Origin of the sequence: Salmonella sp. SAL04214 (assembly GCF_046550615.1) — a bacterium.
GTDB lineage: Bacteria > Pseudomonadota > Gammaproteobacteria > Enterobacterales > Enterobacteriaceae > Salmonella > Salmonella enterica.
The window spans coordinates 12,567-28,784 of record NZ_JBGDXT010000011.1; the positions used below are offsets into that span (position 1 = coordinate 12,567).

A 16,218-nucleotide genomic window follows, 5' to 3' on the forward strand; every position below is an offset into this window, starting at 1 on the left:
GAAATATTCAATTTTCAAATCCCTCATTTGGTGCAGGAAATAACAGGCGCAGCGCCATAGCCTCTGGCAAATCAATATCCGATAAAATTTTTGCGGCTTTTAGCGGCTCATTTAAACCCGCCAATAATAATGCCAGACATACCAACTGTAATTTTTTATCCGGAACAATAACCGTTAGCGCTGGTAACATCGCATGTACCTGGGAAATCAGGCTATGGTTAACGCCCGCAAACATGATTTCCAGCAACAACCGTCGAACATCGTCGCTAATAAATTCAGATTTTAGCAATGATTCCACTAAGCATATCCTTGATCATTTTGATCAGTGAACTTTCGTAATTAATAAATGTAGAATACTGCTGTAAGGCAAATTGCGCTTTAATCATCGATTCTGGGTTGAGCAAATCATTACCATTCATTTTGTCATTAATAGCCTGGCCTGCCTGGTGCGCCATGTGGGAGAGCATATCCACTAATTGTGCAATATCCATAATGCTTTTCCTTAAAATAAAAACATCGTAAGGATACTGGCAACATAGCAAAATTTAGAAAGCAATGAACATCCGGTATATACCTGAAAACGATTACTCCGGCGCACGTTGTTCTGGCGTCACCTGAGCCAACAAACGATATAATGGGCTGCTGACCTGCATACCGGTCATTGCCATCCCATCCATACCGAAGCGAGTAAAACCCATTAGTCCGTAGGTAATATCATTAAGTCGCTCTAATAAATGAGGCTGTAGTCCCAAACTACCACTCCAGTATGAATGCGTCATTACCGTCGCGGTTAAGACTAATCTACCGCCCAGGGAGACGGCTTTAGCAATCGCCATACTTTTGCGTTGATTGGCGAAACAATTAGCAATATAAAAAACGGCATTGCCTATACTGTCGTGAGCCATAGGTAAATGATGTTTATGATGGTAGATAAGACAGGCGACATCCGCGATGGCAATAGCAAGGCCAATTCCCGCCAGGGCTAAGAGCGGTGCGCCTCCACCACTTAGCACTGTTAATGCTATTCCAGCGGAACAGCATAAAATCTGTCCGCCCAAAATGACCGTTTGCCAACTAAAAATTTCTTTTGGAAAACACTCTATCACTCGTTTCGCAAGTCCGGCCAATAACCGCTCATTTCCTTGTTGAGGACCTATTCTACCACTCTCCATATTGGTTTCCGGATGTGGCAATGAGGGACATGGAGGTGATTCCTCAGGCGCGTTAACAGGACGTTGCCCTGCTACCTGAGCATTTGGGCTAACAGGTTTCATGGTTCTCCCTGAGATGTATGACCAGAACTGTCTATTAATGCAGGTGTAGTAGCAGATTGGCAGAGCGATGCCATTTGTTCCGCCAATAACGCACTGGGATCGGCATAAAGTTCATCAACAGAATTTTCCTGATCGTCGCCAGAGGGGCGGGCAAGGCAATAATCCAGTACCGCACCTATCGCCGTCAGGCTAACGGAGGTAATTACACTCCCCATGTCCAAAGAGGCCGCTATATTTTCAGCGGCGGGCAGTGGAAACTGTAGTTGTATAACCAACGAAGAAATAGCGATTCCTGAACGTATTAATAAAGAAAGACAATTAGCAAGGGTGTTAGCGCAGTTAAGACTTGCCCCACATTTTAAGGCCAGCGCACTGACCACAAGAGCAACGCTATCACTGGCGGTTTGTAACGGCTCCTTTTGCTGACATATCAATTGATAATTATGATACGCACAGCAAGCATCCCCAATAGCAATCACGAGCGCCGCCCCCGCAAGAATAGCAATGGGTAATCCTGCCCCGCCAGAAATTACCGCTGCAGCAACCGATAATCCAAACACGACTGTCGCGCCCAGCGCACGAATAGTGTATTGCATAAAATGTATAGCATAATCCCTCTGCTGCCTTATTTGTTCAGGCGTAAGCAGCACAGGGGCTGCGGGGGTGCCAGGGGCTGGAATTTCAGGGGGAGGAAACGATGCCTCCTTCGCTTGTGTATCGGAAGGAGGACTATTACCATCGACTATATTGCTTGCCGCTGACGGAATATGAATTTTCATATTTCGTTCTGTTATTTAAGCAATAAGAGTATCAACCATTATTTGCGCATTCTGGCGAATCTCACTCCATGAGGCATCCGCATAACTCATCTTGATTGCGGTTTGAAAAGCCTCTCTCGCCAACCCGGGTTCCCCCATCATTTTGAGACAGACGCCCGTTTGGTAAACCGGTTCTGGATGGCTGGCATCCAGCATCAAGGCATGTCCATAGAAATTAATGGCTGTCGTGTATTCTTTAAGCATCATCCAGGTGCCAGCCAATGCAATATGGGCACGCCAACTCCATGGCTGGGCCATCACCAGCCAACTAAAATCGATTACGGCGCGCGAATAATCCCCCTCCTGCCATGAGGCGTAACCACTGGCATAAACGCTTTCCGGATCAACGGATAATAGCTGTTTCAGAATGTCTTCGGGTATTTTATTTTTCTGATCTTCTTTCATCATCATACCTATTGATTGTTATTTTCACGTGATAATGATTTACGTCAGGAAGGTTATTTAAAAACGTCGCTGGATAAGATGCTCGGCGGATAAAACTGTCCAGTTATCGCCATCAAGCTGTGTAAAGGTCGCTCCCATTACTGTCAGGATACGCAATAATTTCCTGCGTAGCATGGCTTTTTTTTCATCCAGAACGTCGGTGATTATCAACATCTTTAAACATGTTAACTGCGGGTGATGCACAAATATCCCGCGTAAAAGTCCCAGTAAGTGAAACAATTGCTGTGGTCGAGGTTGCCCGGGCGTCAAGCGCCTGAGCTCACAAATAATCATTTCTTTTGCCTCAATACGATAGATCACCAGGTAAGGCGATAATATAAACTGCTGCCCAAGTAATATAGCGGTCTCCCCTAAATATGCAGGCTCAGTAAACACCTGATGCCGACGCAACCATTGCTCTATTTCTTGCACCATGTTTACCTCGTTAATGCCCGGAGTATTTCAGCAAGAACCGCGACCAGTGACGACCCCACACCGATGATTTGCTGCATAATTTCACCTGCTTTCTCCATAATTTCCGTCAGGGATTTATTATAAGATTGGGCCCCATTTTGTTGCAGGTCGGCAGTCGCTTTATCTTGATCACTTTGACGTTGCGCTACACCGGCCCCCAGGCCCATGACTCCCCCAGCAGTGTGTCCTACGGCTTGACCCGCTATAAGACCGCTTTCCCCGCCTACGGCCCCTAATCCTATCGTCAGCACTCCCGACAATATTGCGCCACCCGCAGTAATCATTGATGCTCTAAACGCTTCATCAATTGTTTTCATTTGCGTCTGTAAAACATTGACTTGCAGTTCCCAGGACAGTCGTTGTTTTTCTACGTTATAGTCGCGCATGATATTGCGCAGCTTTTTGGCAAGCTCCATTAGCTTCATCCAGATATTATCAAATAACAGAAGCATTGATTCAGTACCCATTCCCTCCCCGGAGGGAGATGGAGTGGAAGAAGGCGTTAACAAGGAAGGCGCTGGTAATACCAGTGCTACGTTACTCGCTTCCATATTTTTATCCTCAGATTAAGCGCGACAGCCAGCTATTCTCGCCTGAACGCTACTATAGTGATCAATGGTATCTAATACATCTCTAAGCGCGGCACCGCTACTCTTATAAAGCTCCTCTAAGCGTTTTTGTTCTATCTTTTTTTGGTCTTCCGTTTGTTGCATTATGAAATCCAGAAACCGTTGCTGAGTTATTAATTGCTCTATTTTCTTTTCGAGCTTCGCTTTTTCTGTGTTAACCATGCCAGTATTCATCTGATTGGCGCCCTCGGTTGCACATCTGATAGCCTGTAAGCCTTTAAATGAACAATCCCTCAGTAAGGCATACAGGATTTTTTTGAACATATTCCAGAGAACTTTATTACGAAAATTTTTTAACAGAAACTTTCCCCCTTCTTGCGCATATTTTTCCAGGGCTTCTTTTGCCGCTTCTTTTGCCATGGCTTTCACCCCCTCTTTCGTAAAACTTTTTCCCGCGCTTCGCGTCATATTATTTTCTACCTTACGAGAAAACTCAGCAGACTCCTCTTCCATCTCGCCCGGCGAAACCATTTCACGCTCAATCGCCTCAAATTGTTTGGAAAAATTTTCGCTCACCTCTTCGCCAAATTTTTCAGCCAACTCCTCTATTTCTGCTTCCCCTGCACCAACCATACGCTCAACCATTTCTTCGCCTAAACTGGAGCCAAGCACTTTTTCAGCTGCGCCAGATAAGCCTCTCGTCGCCATAAAAGCACGACCAATCTGGAAAACATCCAGTGCCATCGCGACGACTTCACAACCAACTTGAATTTTACTTGCCACGTCAATAATCGCCTGACAGGTATCGTGGTCAGCACCGCACATCATTGCCGTTTCGGCTCCGGCTTTAACCATTCCTGCACAACCTGCGGCCATATAAGCTACGCCGCTAGCCATTTCTGCGGGATTACCGGACAGAAAACCCTCCACAACTTTTAAGGCGCCAATCACAGTTTCAAATATGCCGGTAATCCAGTCAAAAATAGCGCCAAAAATGCCCGCTTTACGCGCTTTATCCTCCTGCTCTATCGCTTTCTGGATCTGCTCCTGATACTCCTTTACCTGCTTATTACGTAATGCATTTTGCACCTCAGTTGCCCGCTCAAGCTGTTGGCATAACGATTGAGCGTTATTACCAAAGACGTTGAGTATTAATGTCGTCATCATCATTGATAAAACAGTGGGATTGATATGCAAAAAGTCAGGCAATGATGGACGCTTATGATTTCCGGGTACGGCATCAAGCAGTTGCTTCAACGCATTGCTTGCCTCCTGAAGACTAATTTTCCCTGATAGCAGAGACGTGGCGTTGCCATCGCCAAAAGTAGAATTCACACGATGCTGGCGCTTTCCCAGCGAACCCGAGGAAACGCAACTGACATTGCTTAAGTGATGATGTGTTAAGGCGGTTACTCCTGCGGCGCTATCGCTATTACTGTGAATTCGATTCATTTTTAGCTCCTGTCAGAAAGTTGCTGTAACATCTTTTCTGCACGCAATCGGAGGATTTGATGTTCACTGACCTCGCCGCAAATACGCGCCACGGCCTTTAACGCTTTTATTGCATAACAAACGTTATCACACGCGAGGTAGCATTCCGCTGCGGCCCATGGCGCCTGCGGCGCATCAATCTTAATTTGTGCCGCGCGTCCATAAGCGTATATCGCTTCCCCCCAATGTTTTTGAGCCTGGCAGCATTCCCCTAACCGAAACCAATAGTCAAATGACCAGGCATCATATATCGTCAACAATTGAAAAAGTCGCGCTGCGCCGGCGAACTCTTTTACCTCCATAAGCTGCATGGCATAGCGATACAGAGTATTAAGCGGCTGTGTAACATCGTCATCCAACAACATACGCAGCGAGCCGCCACGCCGGAAAAACCGCATCGTGTCATGTGCCTGTTGTAGGGTCGGGTCTTTTTTCATGAGTACGTTTTCTGCGCTATCATACTGGAAATCTCCCCCCACTTACTGATAAGCCCCGTCAGTTGGGTAAGGACAGCGTTAAGCTCCTGAGACATTTTTTGAATTATTATCTGCCCCTGACTCATAAGATCGGTATTCCGGTTGGCATCGTTATCCAAAGCCGCTTTGACCGCCTGTAGACCACCTTTATCCAGCTTCCCATGATCGCCATATTTAGCCATATATTCATCAATGGTCAGACCATCGATGAGAATACCGTGTTCACGCATGTATATAATTACGTCCTCAGGCACCTCCTCTTTGGTTTTAGCATCTCCCTTGGCTGCTTTAGCAATCACCTCATCCATCTCATTTGACTTTTCCTGGGTATTTCTGGCACGTTCAGCGTTCTTCTGGACTTCAATAAATTTATCGTTTGCAATAGCCTGAATAACCATAAGGAGAATAAGCAAAACACCATACCCTTCGGCAAACGGATTTTGCTGGGATAAGTCATCCTGCCCCCCGGTATCAGTGTTGCTAACGCCGAAACTATTTTTAAACACAATAGGGTTTTGACTTCCCCATAAGATGTTTCCTGAAGACATTATGCTTTACCTTTTTGTTTTTCCTGACGGTATCTCCACCGGGGCTTGAGCATTAAGTTGTTTCAGTCGTACTTCAAGTTGTTTAAACAAACTTACTATTTTCTTTAAATCCTTCTCGGCCTCCTGGTTAACCCCGGCAACGCCTTGTGGAAATAGGTTATGAAGAATACTCTCTGTCTCTCTGCTTTTTTTGGGGCTCTCTGCCCTTTCAGCAAGCTGTTGACTCACCTTAGCCCGGATTTGGTGAAATTTTTTAAGACAGTGATTTAGCTGCATGTAACTTTGCTCTAAATCACGATATTCACTAAACACAGCCTTTTTCTTTATCATCATTCCCCTCCATATACACGATAGATAATTAACGTGCTAACTAAGAGCCTATCCCATTAGGGCTATTTTACTTGCCATTTTGGTCCTGGGCAGTGCTCGCCAAAACGCGTTAGCGTTTTGAACGCCGCTAGCGGCGGCCCGAAGGGCGAGCGTAGCGAGTCAAACCTCACGTGCTACGTGTACGCTCCGGTTTTTGCGCGCTGTCCGTGTCCAGGCTGGCTGCGCCAATAACGCCTGGTGGGATAGGCTCTAAGATATTTTTACTTTACTCTTGCTCACTCACTACAAGTGCGCTGTTATGGTAACGATAATAAATAATGTTGATGATATTTTCGGCCTGCTCGATCGCTTCAAGCAATAAGGTGTTTTGCTGATATTGCTGCGGATCCTGTAACCTACCGTTGTTCTCTTCTAACTGTTTCCGGGCAGCCCTTAATTGTAAAATTATGCCTTTGGCCTCTTCACGCGAATGAAGCAGCAAATCTTCTAACCGGGTCAGAGTTGTCATTTTCCACTCACTTAAAATCTAATGGATAGTTAATCAAAGTATCATAATGTTTAATCGTTACCACATCGGCACTCAGATGGACAATTTCTCCCCCATTGGGTAACAATGCCCCTACACGTAAACGCTCTTTATTCGTCAGTAATAAGTAATTACCATGGCGACTCTGTACAAAGCCAGCCACTGGCGCAGGCAGATACTTGCTTTCATCATGAGAAGGCGCAATATCCTGATAAATTAAAGAAAGAGCGGGGTCCTTTTTCTTTAATGCTGCTAACGTTTCTTGCAAAATGCGTTGATGAGATTCATCCAGGACACCACTGATAACAAAAGAGCGCCGCATTGGCGTAACATTGACAAGGCCCACTAAACCGTTCTCTATTATCGCAGAAATAATATCATCCCCCTGAGACTGATGAGAATGACTAATCTGCCAGTGCAATAACCCGGGAATATCTGCAAGTAATGGTTGAACCTTACGCCATTGCTGATCCATTTGTATATCATCATGAATTAACACGCTTCCCGGCCCTTCGCTGGATACTTCAGCATGCGGGTAACCCATTTTTATCAAAACATCCTGCACTTCTCGTATCAATAAGTCATCACAGATTACACCATCCCGATACATGACCCCCCATGATTCGAGAGTCGCTCTCACCTTTTGCATCTGTTCGCTTGACGCGCAATAACCGGACAACTGCAGGCTTCCATCTTCTTTCCATTGCGCCCGCACATAATGAATATTGCTTTTGTCTAATAAAAACTTAACCCGCAAAGGTAAATCATTTACCGTTTCAGGCTGACCGCCAATACTTAACAGGACACCCATTCCACCGATGAAAATCAAGAATACGCCAGCCAACCACCAGTACCCTGATCTGGAAACGGGTATTTGATAATCAGCAAGTTCACAATCCTGTTTACCAAACGCGATAGCCACTCCCGCAACCTGCAAAACCCCACTGGATGGTAGCGGCTTATTTGGATTAAATCTGCGGCCATTAACTCTAACTCTGGCTTTCCCGGCATCAACAAATAAACTATCTGCCTGTTCTCTCAGAATAATTTTTTCATTTATAGTAAGCGGAATACAAATATCGCATCCTTTCTCCCCCAGTGACAGGTTACCTTCATTCAGCCATACTTCCCGGCCTTGTAAAACGTGACCTAAAAAACGTATTTTCCAGGAGTTCTTTGGATTAACCATGAGATATGCCATTATTTACTACTGAGGCTTTAATCAAAAACAGCCTGATTACACTATGTACTTGAGTCGTATCATTGCGAAACAAATGGCCTACGACAGGAATATCGCCCAATAAAGGGATTTTGTTTTGCGAGTGGATTTGTTTACCTTGTTTAAATCCTCCCAGCAATAGACTTTGTCCGGCCAATAATGTGGCTTGCGAAGCAATTTCAGAATTTTGCACTTCGGGTAGCGGATCTGTTTCGCTTTGCGTATCACTTTGTTGTCCATCCTGAATATTAAGATTAAGCATTATTTTTTGCGTGCCATTGTCATTTAACAAGCGAGGTGTAACGCGCAACAAAGAACCCGTAGTGATGGATTCAAGTTTAGCCACTTTTTCTCCCTGCAGTTTGGTATAGAAAGTAATATTTTTATCCAGCACAGCCTGGATATTATTTAAAGTCACCACAGATGGCTGGGAAAGTACATAAGCCTGAGAGCTTTTTTCCAGGGCATTCAAACGCACCATAAAGTTTGAGGTATCGCTGATTACCGTTGAAAAACCGCTAGCACCGCCGTCATTCAAACCTGTATTGAACGCAATTTTCTTGCCACCCAGCGACACTGCCGTTCCCCAGTCGATGCCTAACTGGTTAATATCTCCAGCATTAACATCGATAATTTTCACCGAAATCTCTATCATCTGCTGGCGTTGATCTAATTCTGTGATGAGTTTCCGATACCCGGCCATATTGGCCGCATAATCACGAACGATCACTGCATTCTGGCGTGGGTCGGCAGCAAACATGGGCAATGCCTGTGTAGCGGGTGAACCATTGTTCGTCGATGACGCCGGGACGCTGGTTTTACTCATCTCACGCAATACACTCACGACCCCAGGAACCACGACGGACTGATCGCGATATTGGTATTGGGTATCCATCGCAGTGGCATACTTAAGCGTGTATATACTTACACTCACCGCACTGTCTTTTCGTTTGATTAACGCATTATCCAGCACTGAAGCTAATTGACTAATACGAGTCAGACAGCTGGGAACACCGCTCACCTCCACAGCTCTGGTACCGGTAATTTCTTTAACCTCGCATCCCGGTGATGAAAGGATATTCTGGCTGCGTAAGTAATGAATGAACCGCCCAGTAGATAAAATATTGAAAGTGATAACCTGATGTTTTAATAACGATGCAGGATATACATATAACATGCTGCCATCAAACCAGGTAAGCAAATCATATTGTGCTGCCAGGTTATTCAAAATATCGACCGGTGGTCCAGGCGGAATTTTTCCACTAAATGTAGCTGTTATCAATGGGCTAATAGTAATAGCCGTATCATAGTTCTCTGAGAGCAGATGTAAAACCTCTGCTAATGGCATTTGTCTGGCATAAAGGGTGAAGTCATTACCTTTCCATGATAACTCATCACTCTTTGCTGTATTGAGTATAAATAGTAAAATTAAGATTAAACGTTTATTTACTACCATTTTATACCCCACCCGAATAAAGTTTATGGTGATTGCGTATTACATTTTTTAAAATGCAAGTTAAAGCCAGGTGTTTTTCTATCTCAATAGCAATAAGCTCAGAGCTACTACTTGTGGTATAATAACCGTTTAACCATCCCCCATCCGCTGTGAGCTGTATAGCATAATCATGGACGTCCGGGTGTGCTGCAAGCAGTAGTGTCACATAGGCAAGACAAGGCTTAGGTAAGCTTTCCAGGTCATTTAAGAACAAAGAAATAGAAAATGCTTCTGAGAAAATTTCTCCTCTGGCAGGATGCCCATCAATAGTCATTATCCAGGATCGGCTATTACCTTCGGCCTTGATATCCTGAATTAATGGAATGCCTTTTAAAACTGCCAGCATGAATCCCTCCTCAGACATAAATGGGAGTTTCTATCAAATTCGCTCACAACCACATCCGTAAAAAGCCTGATTCACATTTATTTCGACTATACTCTTCTTGTACAATATCAGAATGCTGTCTACATATACCTTGTCACAGGCGATTCTATCATTCGGATTTTCCGATAAATTCACAATTACACTTTCAGCATTGACATAAAAAATTACAATTTGAAAAATTATTTATTAAATAAACTGTTACGATGTTTTTACATCGCCACCTTATTAAAAAGTAATTGTAGTCATCGACTGGGTTATATATGAAGAAATTTATCTTCCTAATGATAACACCATCGATTAATCTTCTGATGAAACTATATGTACTGCGATAGTGATCAAGTGCCAAAGATTTTGCAACAGGCAACTGGAGGAAAGCATTATGAATTTGCTCAATCTCAAGAATACGCTGCAAACATCTTTAGTAATCAGGCTAACTTTTTTATTTTTATTAACAACAATAATTATTTGGCTGCTATCTGTGCTTACCGCAGCTTATATATCAATGGTTCAGAAACGGCAGCATATAATAGAGGACTTATCCGTTCTATCCGAGATGAATATTGTACTAAGCAATCAACGGTTTGAAGAGGCTGAACGTGACGCTAAAAATTTAATGTATCAATGCTCATTAGCGACTGAGATTCATCATAACGATATTTTCCCTGAGGTGAGCCGGCATCTTTCTGTCGGTCCTTCAAATTGCACGCCGACGCTAAACGGAGAGAAGCACCGTCTCTTTCTGCAGTCCTCTGATATCGATGAAAAAAGCTTTCGTCGCGATAGTTTTATTCTTAACCATAAAAATGAGATTTCGTTATTATCTACTGATAACCCTTCAGATTATTCAACTCTACAGCCTTTAACGCGAAAAAGCTTTCCTTTATACCCAACCCATGCCGGGTTTTACTGGAGTGAACCAGAATACATAAACGGCAAAGGATGGCACGCTTCCGTTGCGGTTGCCGATCAGCAAGGCGTATTTTTTGGGGTGACGGTTAAACTTCCCGATCTCATTACCAAGAGCCACCTACCATTAGATGATAGTATTCGAGTATGGCTGGATCAAAACAACCACTTATTGCCGTTTTCATACATCCCGCCAAAAATACGTACACAGTTAGAGAATGTAACGCTGCATGATGGATGGCAGCAAATTCCCGGATTTCTGATATTACGCACAACCTTGCATGGCCCCGGATGGAGTCTGGTTACGCTGTACCCATACGGTAATCTACATAATCGCATCTTAAAAATTATCCTTCAACAAATCCCCTTTACATTAACAGCATTGGTGTTGATGACGTCGGCTTTTTGCTGGTTACTACATCGCTCACTGGCCAAACCGTTATGGCGTTTTGTCGATGTCATTAATAAAACCGCAACTGCACCGCTGAGCACACGTTTACCAGAACAACGACTGGATGAATTAGATAGTATTGCCGGTGCTTTTAACCAACTGCTTGATACTCTACAAGTCCAATACGACAATCTGGAAAACAAAGTCGCAGAGCGCACCCAGGCGCTAAATGAAGCAAAAAAACGCGCTGAGCAAGCTAACAAACGTAAAAGCATTCATCTTACGGTAATAAGTCATGAGTTACGTACTCCGATGAATGGCGTACTCGGTGCGATTGAATTATTACAAACCACCCCTTTAAACATAGAGCAGCAAGGATTAGCTGATACCGCCAGGAATTGTACACTGTCTTTGTTAGCTATTATTAATAATCTGCTGGATTTTTCACGCATCGAGTCTGGTCATTTCACATTACATATGGAAGAAACAGCGTTACTGCCGTTACTGGACCAGGCAATGCAAACCATTCAGGGGCCGGCGCAAAGCAAAAAACTGTCATTACGTACTTTTGTCGGTCAACATGTCCCTCTCTATTTTCATACCGACAGTATCCGTTTACGGCAAATTTTGGTTAATTTACTCGGGAACGCGGTAAAATTTACCGAAACCGGAGGGATACGTCTGACGGTCAAGCGTCATGAGGAACAATTAATATTTCTGGTTAGCGATAGCGGTAAAGGGATTGAAATACAGCAGCAGTCTCAAATCTTTACTGCTTTTTATCAAGCAGACACGAATTCGCAAGGTACAGGAATTGGACTGACTATTGCGTCAAGCCTGGCTAAAATGATGGGCGGTAATCTGACACTAAAAAGTGTCCCCGGGGTTGGAACCTGTGTCTCGCTAGCATTACCCTTACAAGAATACCAGTCGCCTCAACCAATTAAAGGGACACTGTCAGCGCCGTTCTGCCTGCATCGCCAACTGGCTTGCTGGGGAATACGCGGTGAACCACCCCACCAGCAAAATGCGCTTCTCAACGCAGAGCTTTTGTATTTCCCCGGAAAACTCTACGACCTGGCGCAACAGTTAATATTGTGTACACCAAATATACCAGTAATAAATAATTTGTTACCTCCCTGGCAGTTGCAGATTCTTTTGGTTGATGATGCCGATATTAATCGGGATATCATCGGCAAAATGCTTGTCAGCCTGGGCCAACACGTCACTATTGCCGCCAGTAGTAACGAGGCTCTGACTTTATCACAACAGCAGCGATTCGATTTAGTACTGATTGACATTAGAATGCCAGAAATAGATGGTATTGAATGTGTACAATTATGGCACGATGAGCCGAATAATTTAGATCCTGACTGCATGTTTGTGGCGCTATCCGCTAGCGTAGCGACAGAAGATATTCATCGTTGTAAAAAAAATGGGATTCATCATTACATTACCAAACCAGTGACATTGGCTACCTTAGCTCGCTATATCAGTATTGCCGCAGAATACCAACTTTTACGAAATATAGAGCTACAGGAGCAGGATCCAAGTCGCTGCTCAGCGCTACTGGCGACAGATGATATGGTCATTAATAGCAAGATTTTCCAATCACTGGACCTCTTGCTGGCTGATATTGAAAATGCCGTATCGGCTGGACAAAAAATCGATCAGTTAATTCACACATTAAAAGGCTGTTTAGGTCAAATAGGGCAAACTGAATTGGTAAGCTATGTCATAGACATTGAGAATCGCGTAAAAATGGGGAAAATCATCGCGCTGGAGGAACTAACCGACTTACGCCAGAAAATACGTATGATCTTCAAAAACTACACCATTACTTAATATTATCTTAATTTTCGCGAGGGCAGCAAAATGAAAGAATATAAGATCTTATTAGTAGACGATCATGAAATCATCATTAACGGCATTATGAATGCTTTATTACCCTGGCCTCATTTTAAAATTGTAGAGCATGTTAAAAATGGTCTTGAGGTTTATAATGCCTGTTGCGCATACGAGCCTGACATACTTATCCTTGATCTTAGCTTACCTGGCATCAATGGCCTGGATATCATTCCTCAATTACATCAGCGTTGGCCAGCAATGAATATTCTGGTTTACACAGCATACCAACAAGAGTATATGACCATTAAAACTTTAGCCGCAGGTGCTAATGGCTATGTTTTAAAAAGCAGTAGTCAGCAAGTTCTGTTAGCGGCATTGCAAACAGTAGCAGTAAACAAGCGTTACATTGACCCGACGTTGAATCGGGAAGCTATCCTGGCTGAATTAAACGCTGACACGACCAATCATCAACTGCTTACTTTGCGCGAGCGTCAGGTTCTTAAACTTATTGACGAGGGGTATACCAATCATGGGATCAGCGAAAAGCTACATATCAGTATAAAAACCGTCGAAACACACCGGATGAATATGATGAGAAAGCTACAGGTTCATAAAGTGACAGAGTTACTTAACTGCGCCCGAAGAATGAGGTTAATAGAGTATTAACCAGGGGCATCCGATGGTATTAAGCATTGGTCATATTTTGATGAGCCTTACGCCACGCAGTATTGCTCATCATCGACAAAATCCATACGGATGCCCTGGTATGCCGCACCATTTATCACTACCTTAGTCTTCATTTAATCATGATATAGTAGAATTCCCTTATTTAACGGGCTTTACCATGTCGTATTCTATCGGCGAATTTGCCAGACTATGCGGTATCAATGCCGCCACGCTAAGGGCATGGCAGCGACGCTATGGTTTATTGAAACCGCAGCGTACTGATGGCGGGCATCGCTTATACAGCGATGACGATATTCGACAAGCGCTTAGCATCCTCGACTGGGTGAGAAAAGGCGTACCGATAAGCCAGGTCAAACCCTTACTGTCGCGTCCGGTCATTCGCCTGGGCGATAACTGGATAACGATCCAGGAGACGATGCTTCAACATCTCCACGAAGGGCGAATTGACGCGCTGCGGCAGTTGATTTATGACTGTGGCCGGGAATATCCCCGCGCAGAACTGGTGACCCATTTATTACGTCCGTTGCGCAGCAAAGTGTCCGCGCATCTTCCCGCCGTGATGACGCTGCGCGAAATACTGGATGGCATCATTATTGCCTACACCTCTTTTTGCCTTGAAGGCGACAGAAAAGCGCCTGGCAACAATGCCTTTATTAGCGGATGGCATCTCTCGGATCACTGTGAAATCTGGCTGGAAGCGTTGACTCGTACCGGACAAGAGCTGCGGCTCAATGTGCTTCCCTCTCCACCAGCCGTGCTGGCGCCCGAGCTGTTCGCCCAGAGAAAATGGTTCCTGGTGACCACCGGAAAGCTCACTGCCGGGCAGAAAAAACAGCTTGCCCAGTGGCGCAACGTGGTCGCTTCGCTGGAGGTTATCACACTATAAGCGCTGAAATAGATTTCTTCCCCTCATTCTATCTTATTGATATTTAACTACATCAAAAAAATCTCCGCGAAAACTTAGACAAAAAAACAAAGTTGTGTAAGTTTTAAATCAGCGTGAGATAACATTTTGCGCCATTGGCGTCAGTCGTCGTACTTTCAATAAGGGGGAATCATGAATAACAAACCCGTAGTCGGCATTAGCGGATGTCTGACTGGCGCCGCGGTACGCTTTGATGGCGGACATAAGCGTATGGATTTTGTCATGAACTCTCTGGCGCCGTGGGTGACCTACAAACCGATCTGTCCGGAGGTGGCGATCGGCCTGCCCGTGCCCCGCCCTGCGCTGCGTCTTATCCAGACGACCTGTGGCGACATTCGGATGCGCTATAGCCATGCCCCGCACGATGACGTCACCGAGCGAATGAATGCCTTTGCCGATCGGTTTCTGCCAACAATAGGCGAACTGGCGGGGTTTATTGTGTGTGCAAAATCGCCCAGTTGCGGAATGGAGCGCGTTCGCCTGTATGATGAAAAGGGTAACAGGGGCCGCAAAGCTGGCACGGGGCTGTTTACCGCCGCGATGATGGACAAATATCCCTGGCTGCCGATAGAGGAAGATGGTCGCCTGCACGATCCGGTACTACGCGAGAATTTCATCGCACGTATCTTCGCGCTACATGAATTAAATGCGCTACGCGCGCAGGGCTTGAGTCGTCACAGTTTGCTCGCGTTTCATAGCCGATACAAACTTCAGCTTCTCGCCCACCACCAGGCCGGCTACCGCGAAATTGGCCCTTTCGTCGCGCGTCTGCATGAGTGGGACGATCTGGATGCCTTCTTTGTCCGATACAGAGAAAAACTGATGGCTATCCTGCGCCACCCCGCTTCACGTAAAAATCACACCAATGTGCTGATGCATATCCAGGGCTATTTTCACCGCGCGTTGAACAGCAGGCAACGCGCGGAATTACGCGAGGTGATTCTCGGCTACCGGGCGGGCCGACTACCTATCCTGGCACCGTTAACGCTGCTGAAGCACTATCTGGCGGAACATCCGGATGACTATCTACGCAGCCAGAATTATTTTGAGCCGTACCCTGATACATTAGGGCTGCGCTTAGCCATCACCTGATAACCCTGCGCATCGCTAACGGCGGGTAACCAGCCCGCCATGGTGACAATCGCGACAATTTAAAGGCGATGTCGTTATTGCCACCCTGATAGCGGCTATGACCGCGCCAGAGCGTTAATCACGGTTTCCATAGCCTGTTTTTCTAACGCGCTACGTTGGATGCGTTGATTCGCCAGCGCGGTTCTTAACACGCCCGCAATAACAATATATTTAGGCTCCTGCCCCAGATCGCGCATTTCCAGCACGACCTTGCCCACCACCCGGCACATCTCGCGGTACAGTTCGTCATCTTTTGTCGGTTTTGTCATACGTTTTACTCG

The 16,218-nt window shown here is 45.1% G+C and carries 20 protein-coding genes; 4 read left to right on the plus strand and 16 right to left on the minus strand.

Going from position 1 to position 16,218, the window contains the following annotated elements; translation table 11 throughout:
- Positions 1–7: 7 nt before the first annotated feature.
- The 15 genes from ACLJQD_RS17575 to spiC all read right to left on the minus strand — a co-directional run bounded on the left by ACLJQD_RS17575 (position 8) and on the right by spiC (position 10,028).
- The gene (locus ACLJQD_RS17575; protein WP_017441019.1) at positions 8–298 is read right to left on the minus strand and encodes an EscG/YscG/SsaH family type III secretion system needle protein co-chaperone; all 291 of its coding nucleotides are present in this window, start codon (positions 296–298) and stop codon (positions 8–10) included.
- Entirely contained in the window at positions 276–491 is a 216-nt protein-coding gene (ssaG, locus tag ACLJQD_RS17580) for a type III secretion system needle filament protein SsaG (RefSeq protein WP_000350226.1), read from the minus strand. Before ssaG ends, ACLJQD_RS17575 begins: the two co-directional genes overlap by 23 nt.
- Positions 492–584: 93 nt before the next feature.
- Entirely contained in the window at positions 585–1,274 is a 690-nt protein-coding gene (gene sseG, locus ACLJQD_RS17585) for a pathogenicity island 2 effector protein SseG (protein WP_000805837.1), read from the minus strand.
- Positions 1,271–2,053: a type III secretion systems effector SseF gene (gene sseF, locus ACLJQD_RS17590; RefSeq protein WP_017441018.1), complete on the minus strand. Its 783-nt coding sequence runs from the start codon at positions 2,051–2,053 to the stop codon at positions 1,271–1,273. The genes sseG and sseF overlap by 4 nt, the downstream gene beginning before the upstream one ends.
- Before the next feature lie 15 nt (positions 2,054–2,068).
- Positions 2,069–2,503: a SycD/LcrH family type III secretion system chaperone SscB gene (gene sscB / locus ACLJQD_RS17595; RefSeq protein ID WP_000979962.1), complete on the minus strand. Its 435-nt coding sequence runs from the start codon at positions 2,501–2,503 to the stop codon at positions 2,069–2,071.
- A 51-nt stretch (positions 2,504–2,554) separates the two neighbouring features.
- On the minus strand, positions 2,555–2,971 hold the full coding sequence (gene sseE, locus ACLJQD_RS17600; RefSeq protein ID WP_000249609.1) for an LcrR family type III secretion system chaperone SseE: 417 nt from the start codon (positions 2,969–2,971) through the stop codon (positions 2,555–2,557).
- Positions 2,972–2,973: 2 nt separating this feature from the next.
- Positions 2,974–3,561, minus strand: a complete 588-nt coding sequence (gene sseD, locus ACLJQD_RS17605) for an SPI-2 type III secretion system translocon protein SseD (protein WP_017441017.1) — start codon at positions 3,559–3,561, stop codon at positions 2,974–2,976.
- A 15-nt stretch (positions 3,562–3,576) separates the two neighbouring features.
- Complete coding sequence (locus ACLJQD_RS17610; RefSeq protein ID WP_017441016.1) at positions 3,577–5,031, minus strand: type III secretion system translocon protein; 1,455 nt, start codon at positions 5,029–5,031, stop codon at positions 3,577–3,579.
- Positions 5,032–5,033: 2 nt separating this feature from the next.
- Entirely contained in the window at positions 5,034–5,507 is a 474-nt protein-coding gene (gene sscA / locus ACLJQD_RS17615; protein WP_017441015.1) for a SycD/LcrH family type III secretion system chaperone SscA, read from the minus strand.
- Positions 5,504–6,094, minus strand: coding sequence for an SPI-2 type III secretion system translocon protein SseB (gene sseB, locus ACLJQD_RS17620; RefSeq protein ID WP_000094429.1), 591 nt, complete (start codon positions 6,092–6,094; stop codon positions 5,504–5,506). Before sseB ends, sscA begins: the two co-directional genes overlap by 4 nt.
- 6 nt (positions 6,095–6,100) lie before the next feature.
- On the minus strand, positions 6,101–6,427 hold the full coding sequence (sseA, locus tag ACLJQD_RS17625) for an SPI-2 type III secretion system chaperone SseA (protein ID WP_023182094.1): 327 nt from the start codon (positions 6,425–6,427) through the stop codon (positions 6,101–6,103).
- A gap of 262 nt (positions 6,428–6,689) precedes the next feature.
- Entirely contained in the window at positions 6,690–6,932 is a 243-nt protein-coding gene (ssaE, locus tag ACLJQD_RS17630; RefSeq protein WP_000210204.1) for a YscE family type III secretion system co-chaperone SsaE, read from the minus strand.
- 7 nt (positions 6,933–6,939) lie between these two features.
- The gene (gene ssaD, locus ACLJQD_RS17635) at positions 6,940–8,151 is read right to left on the minus strand and encodes a SctD family type III secretion system inner membrane ring subunit SsaD (protein WP_000323780.1); all 1,212 of its coding nucleotides are present in this window, start codon (positions 8,149–8,151) and stop codon (positions 6,940–6,942) included.
- Positions 8,132–9,625: an SPI-2 type III secretion system protein SpiA gene (spiA, locus tag ACLJQD_RS17640; protein ID WP_000261286.1), complete on the minus strand. Its 1,494-nt coding sequence runs from the start codon at positions 9,623–9,625 to the stop codon at positions 8,132–8,134. Before spiA ends, ssaD begins: the two co-directional genes overlap by 20 nt.
- A 1-nt stretch (position 9,626) precedes the next feature.
- Positions 9,627–10,028, minus strand: a complete 402-nt coding sequence (gene spiC / locus ACLJQD_RS17645) for an SPI-2 type III secretion system protein SpiC (protein ID WP_001562740.1) — start codon at positions 10,026–10,028, stop codon at positions 9,627–9,629.
- A gap of 400 nt (positions 10,029–10,428) precedes the next feature.
- Here spiC and ACLJQD_RS17650 point away from each other — a divergent pair, with 400 nt between their 5' ends.
- The 4 genes from ACLJQD_RS17650 to mlrB all read left to right on the plus strand — a co-directional run bounded on the left by ACLJQD_RS17650 (position 10,429) and on the right by mlrB (position 15,898).
- On the plus strand, positions 10,429–13,191 hold the full coding sequence (locus ACLJQD_RS17650; protein WP_017441013.1) for a two component system sensor kinase: 2,763 nt from the start codon (positions 10,429–10,431) through the stop codon (positions 13,189–13,191).
- Positions 13,192–13,221: 30 nt separating this feature from the next.
- On the plus strand, positions 13,222–13,860 hold the full coding sequence (locus ACLJQD_RS17655; RefSeq protein WP_000666335.1) for a two component system response regulator: 639 nt from the start codon (positions 13,222–13,224) through the stop codon (positions 13,858–13,860).
- A gap of 178 nt (positions 13,861–14,038) precedes the next feature.
- Positions 14,039–14,767, plus strand: a complete 729-nt coding sequence (locus tag ACLJQD_RS17660; RefSeq protein WP_000122320.1) for a MerR family transcriptional regulator — start codon at positions 14,039–14,041, stop codon at positions 14,765–14,767.
- A 171-nt stretch (positions 14,768–14,938) separates the two neighbouring features.
- Entirely contained in the window at positions 14,939–15,898 is a 960-nt protein-coding gene (gene mlrB / locus ACLJQD_RS17665; RefSeq protein WP_017441012.1) for a transcriptional regulator MlrB, read from the plus strand.
- A gap of 95 nt (positions 15,899–15,993) precedes the next feature.
- On the opposite strand, the gene fumD is transcribed toward mlrB, so the two are convergent.
- Positions 15,994–16,206 carry a fumarate hydratase FumD gene (gene fumD, locus ACLJQD_RS17670; RefSeq protein WP_000165779.1) on the minus strand — a complete coding sequence of 71 codons (213 nt, stop codon included), beginning with the start codon at positions 16,204–16,206 and terminating at the stop codon, positions 15,994–15,996.
- Between the last annotated feature and the right edge of the window lie 12 nt (positions 16,207–16,218).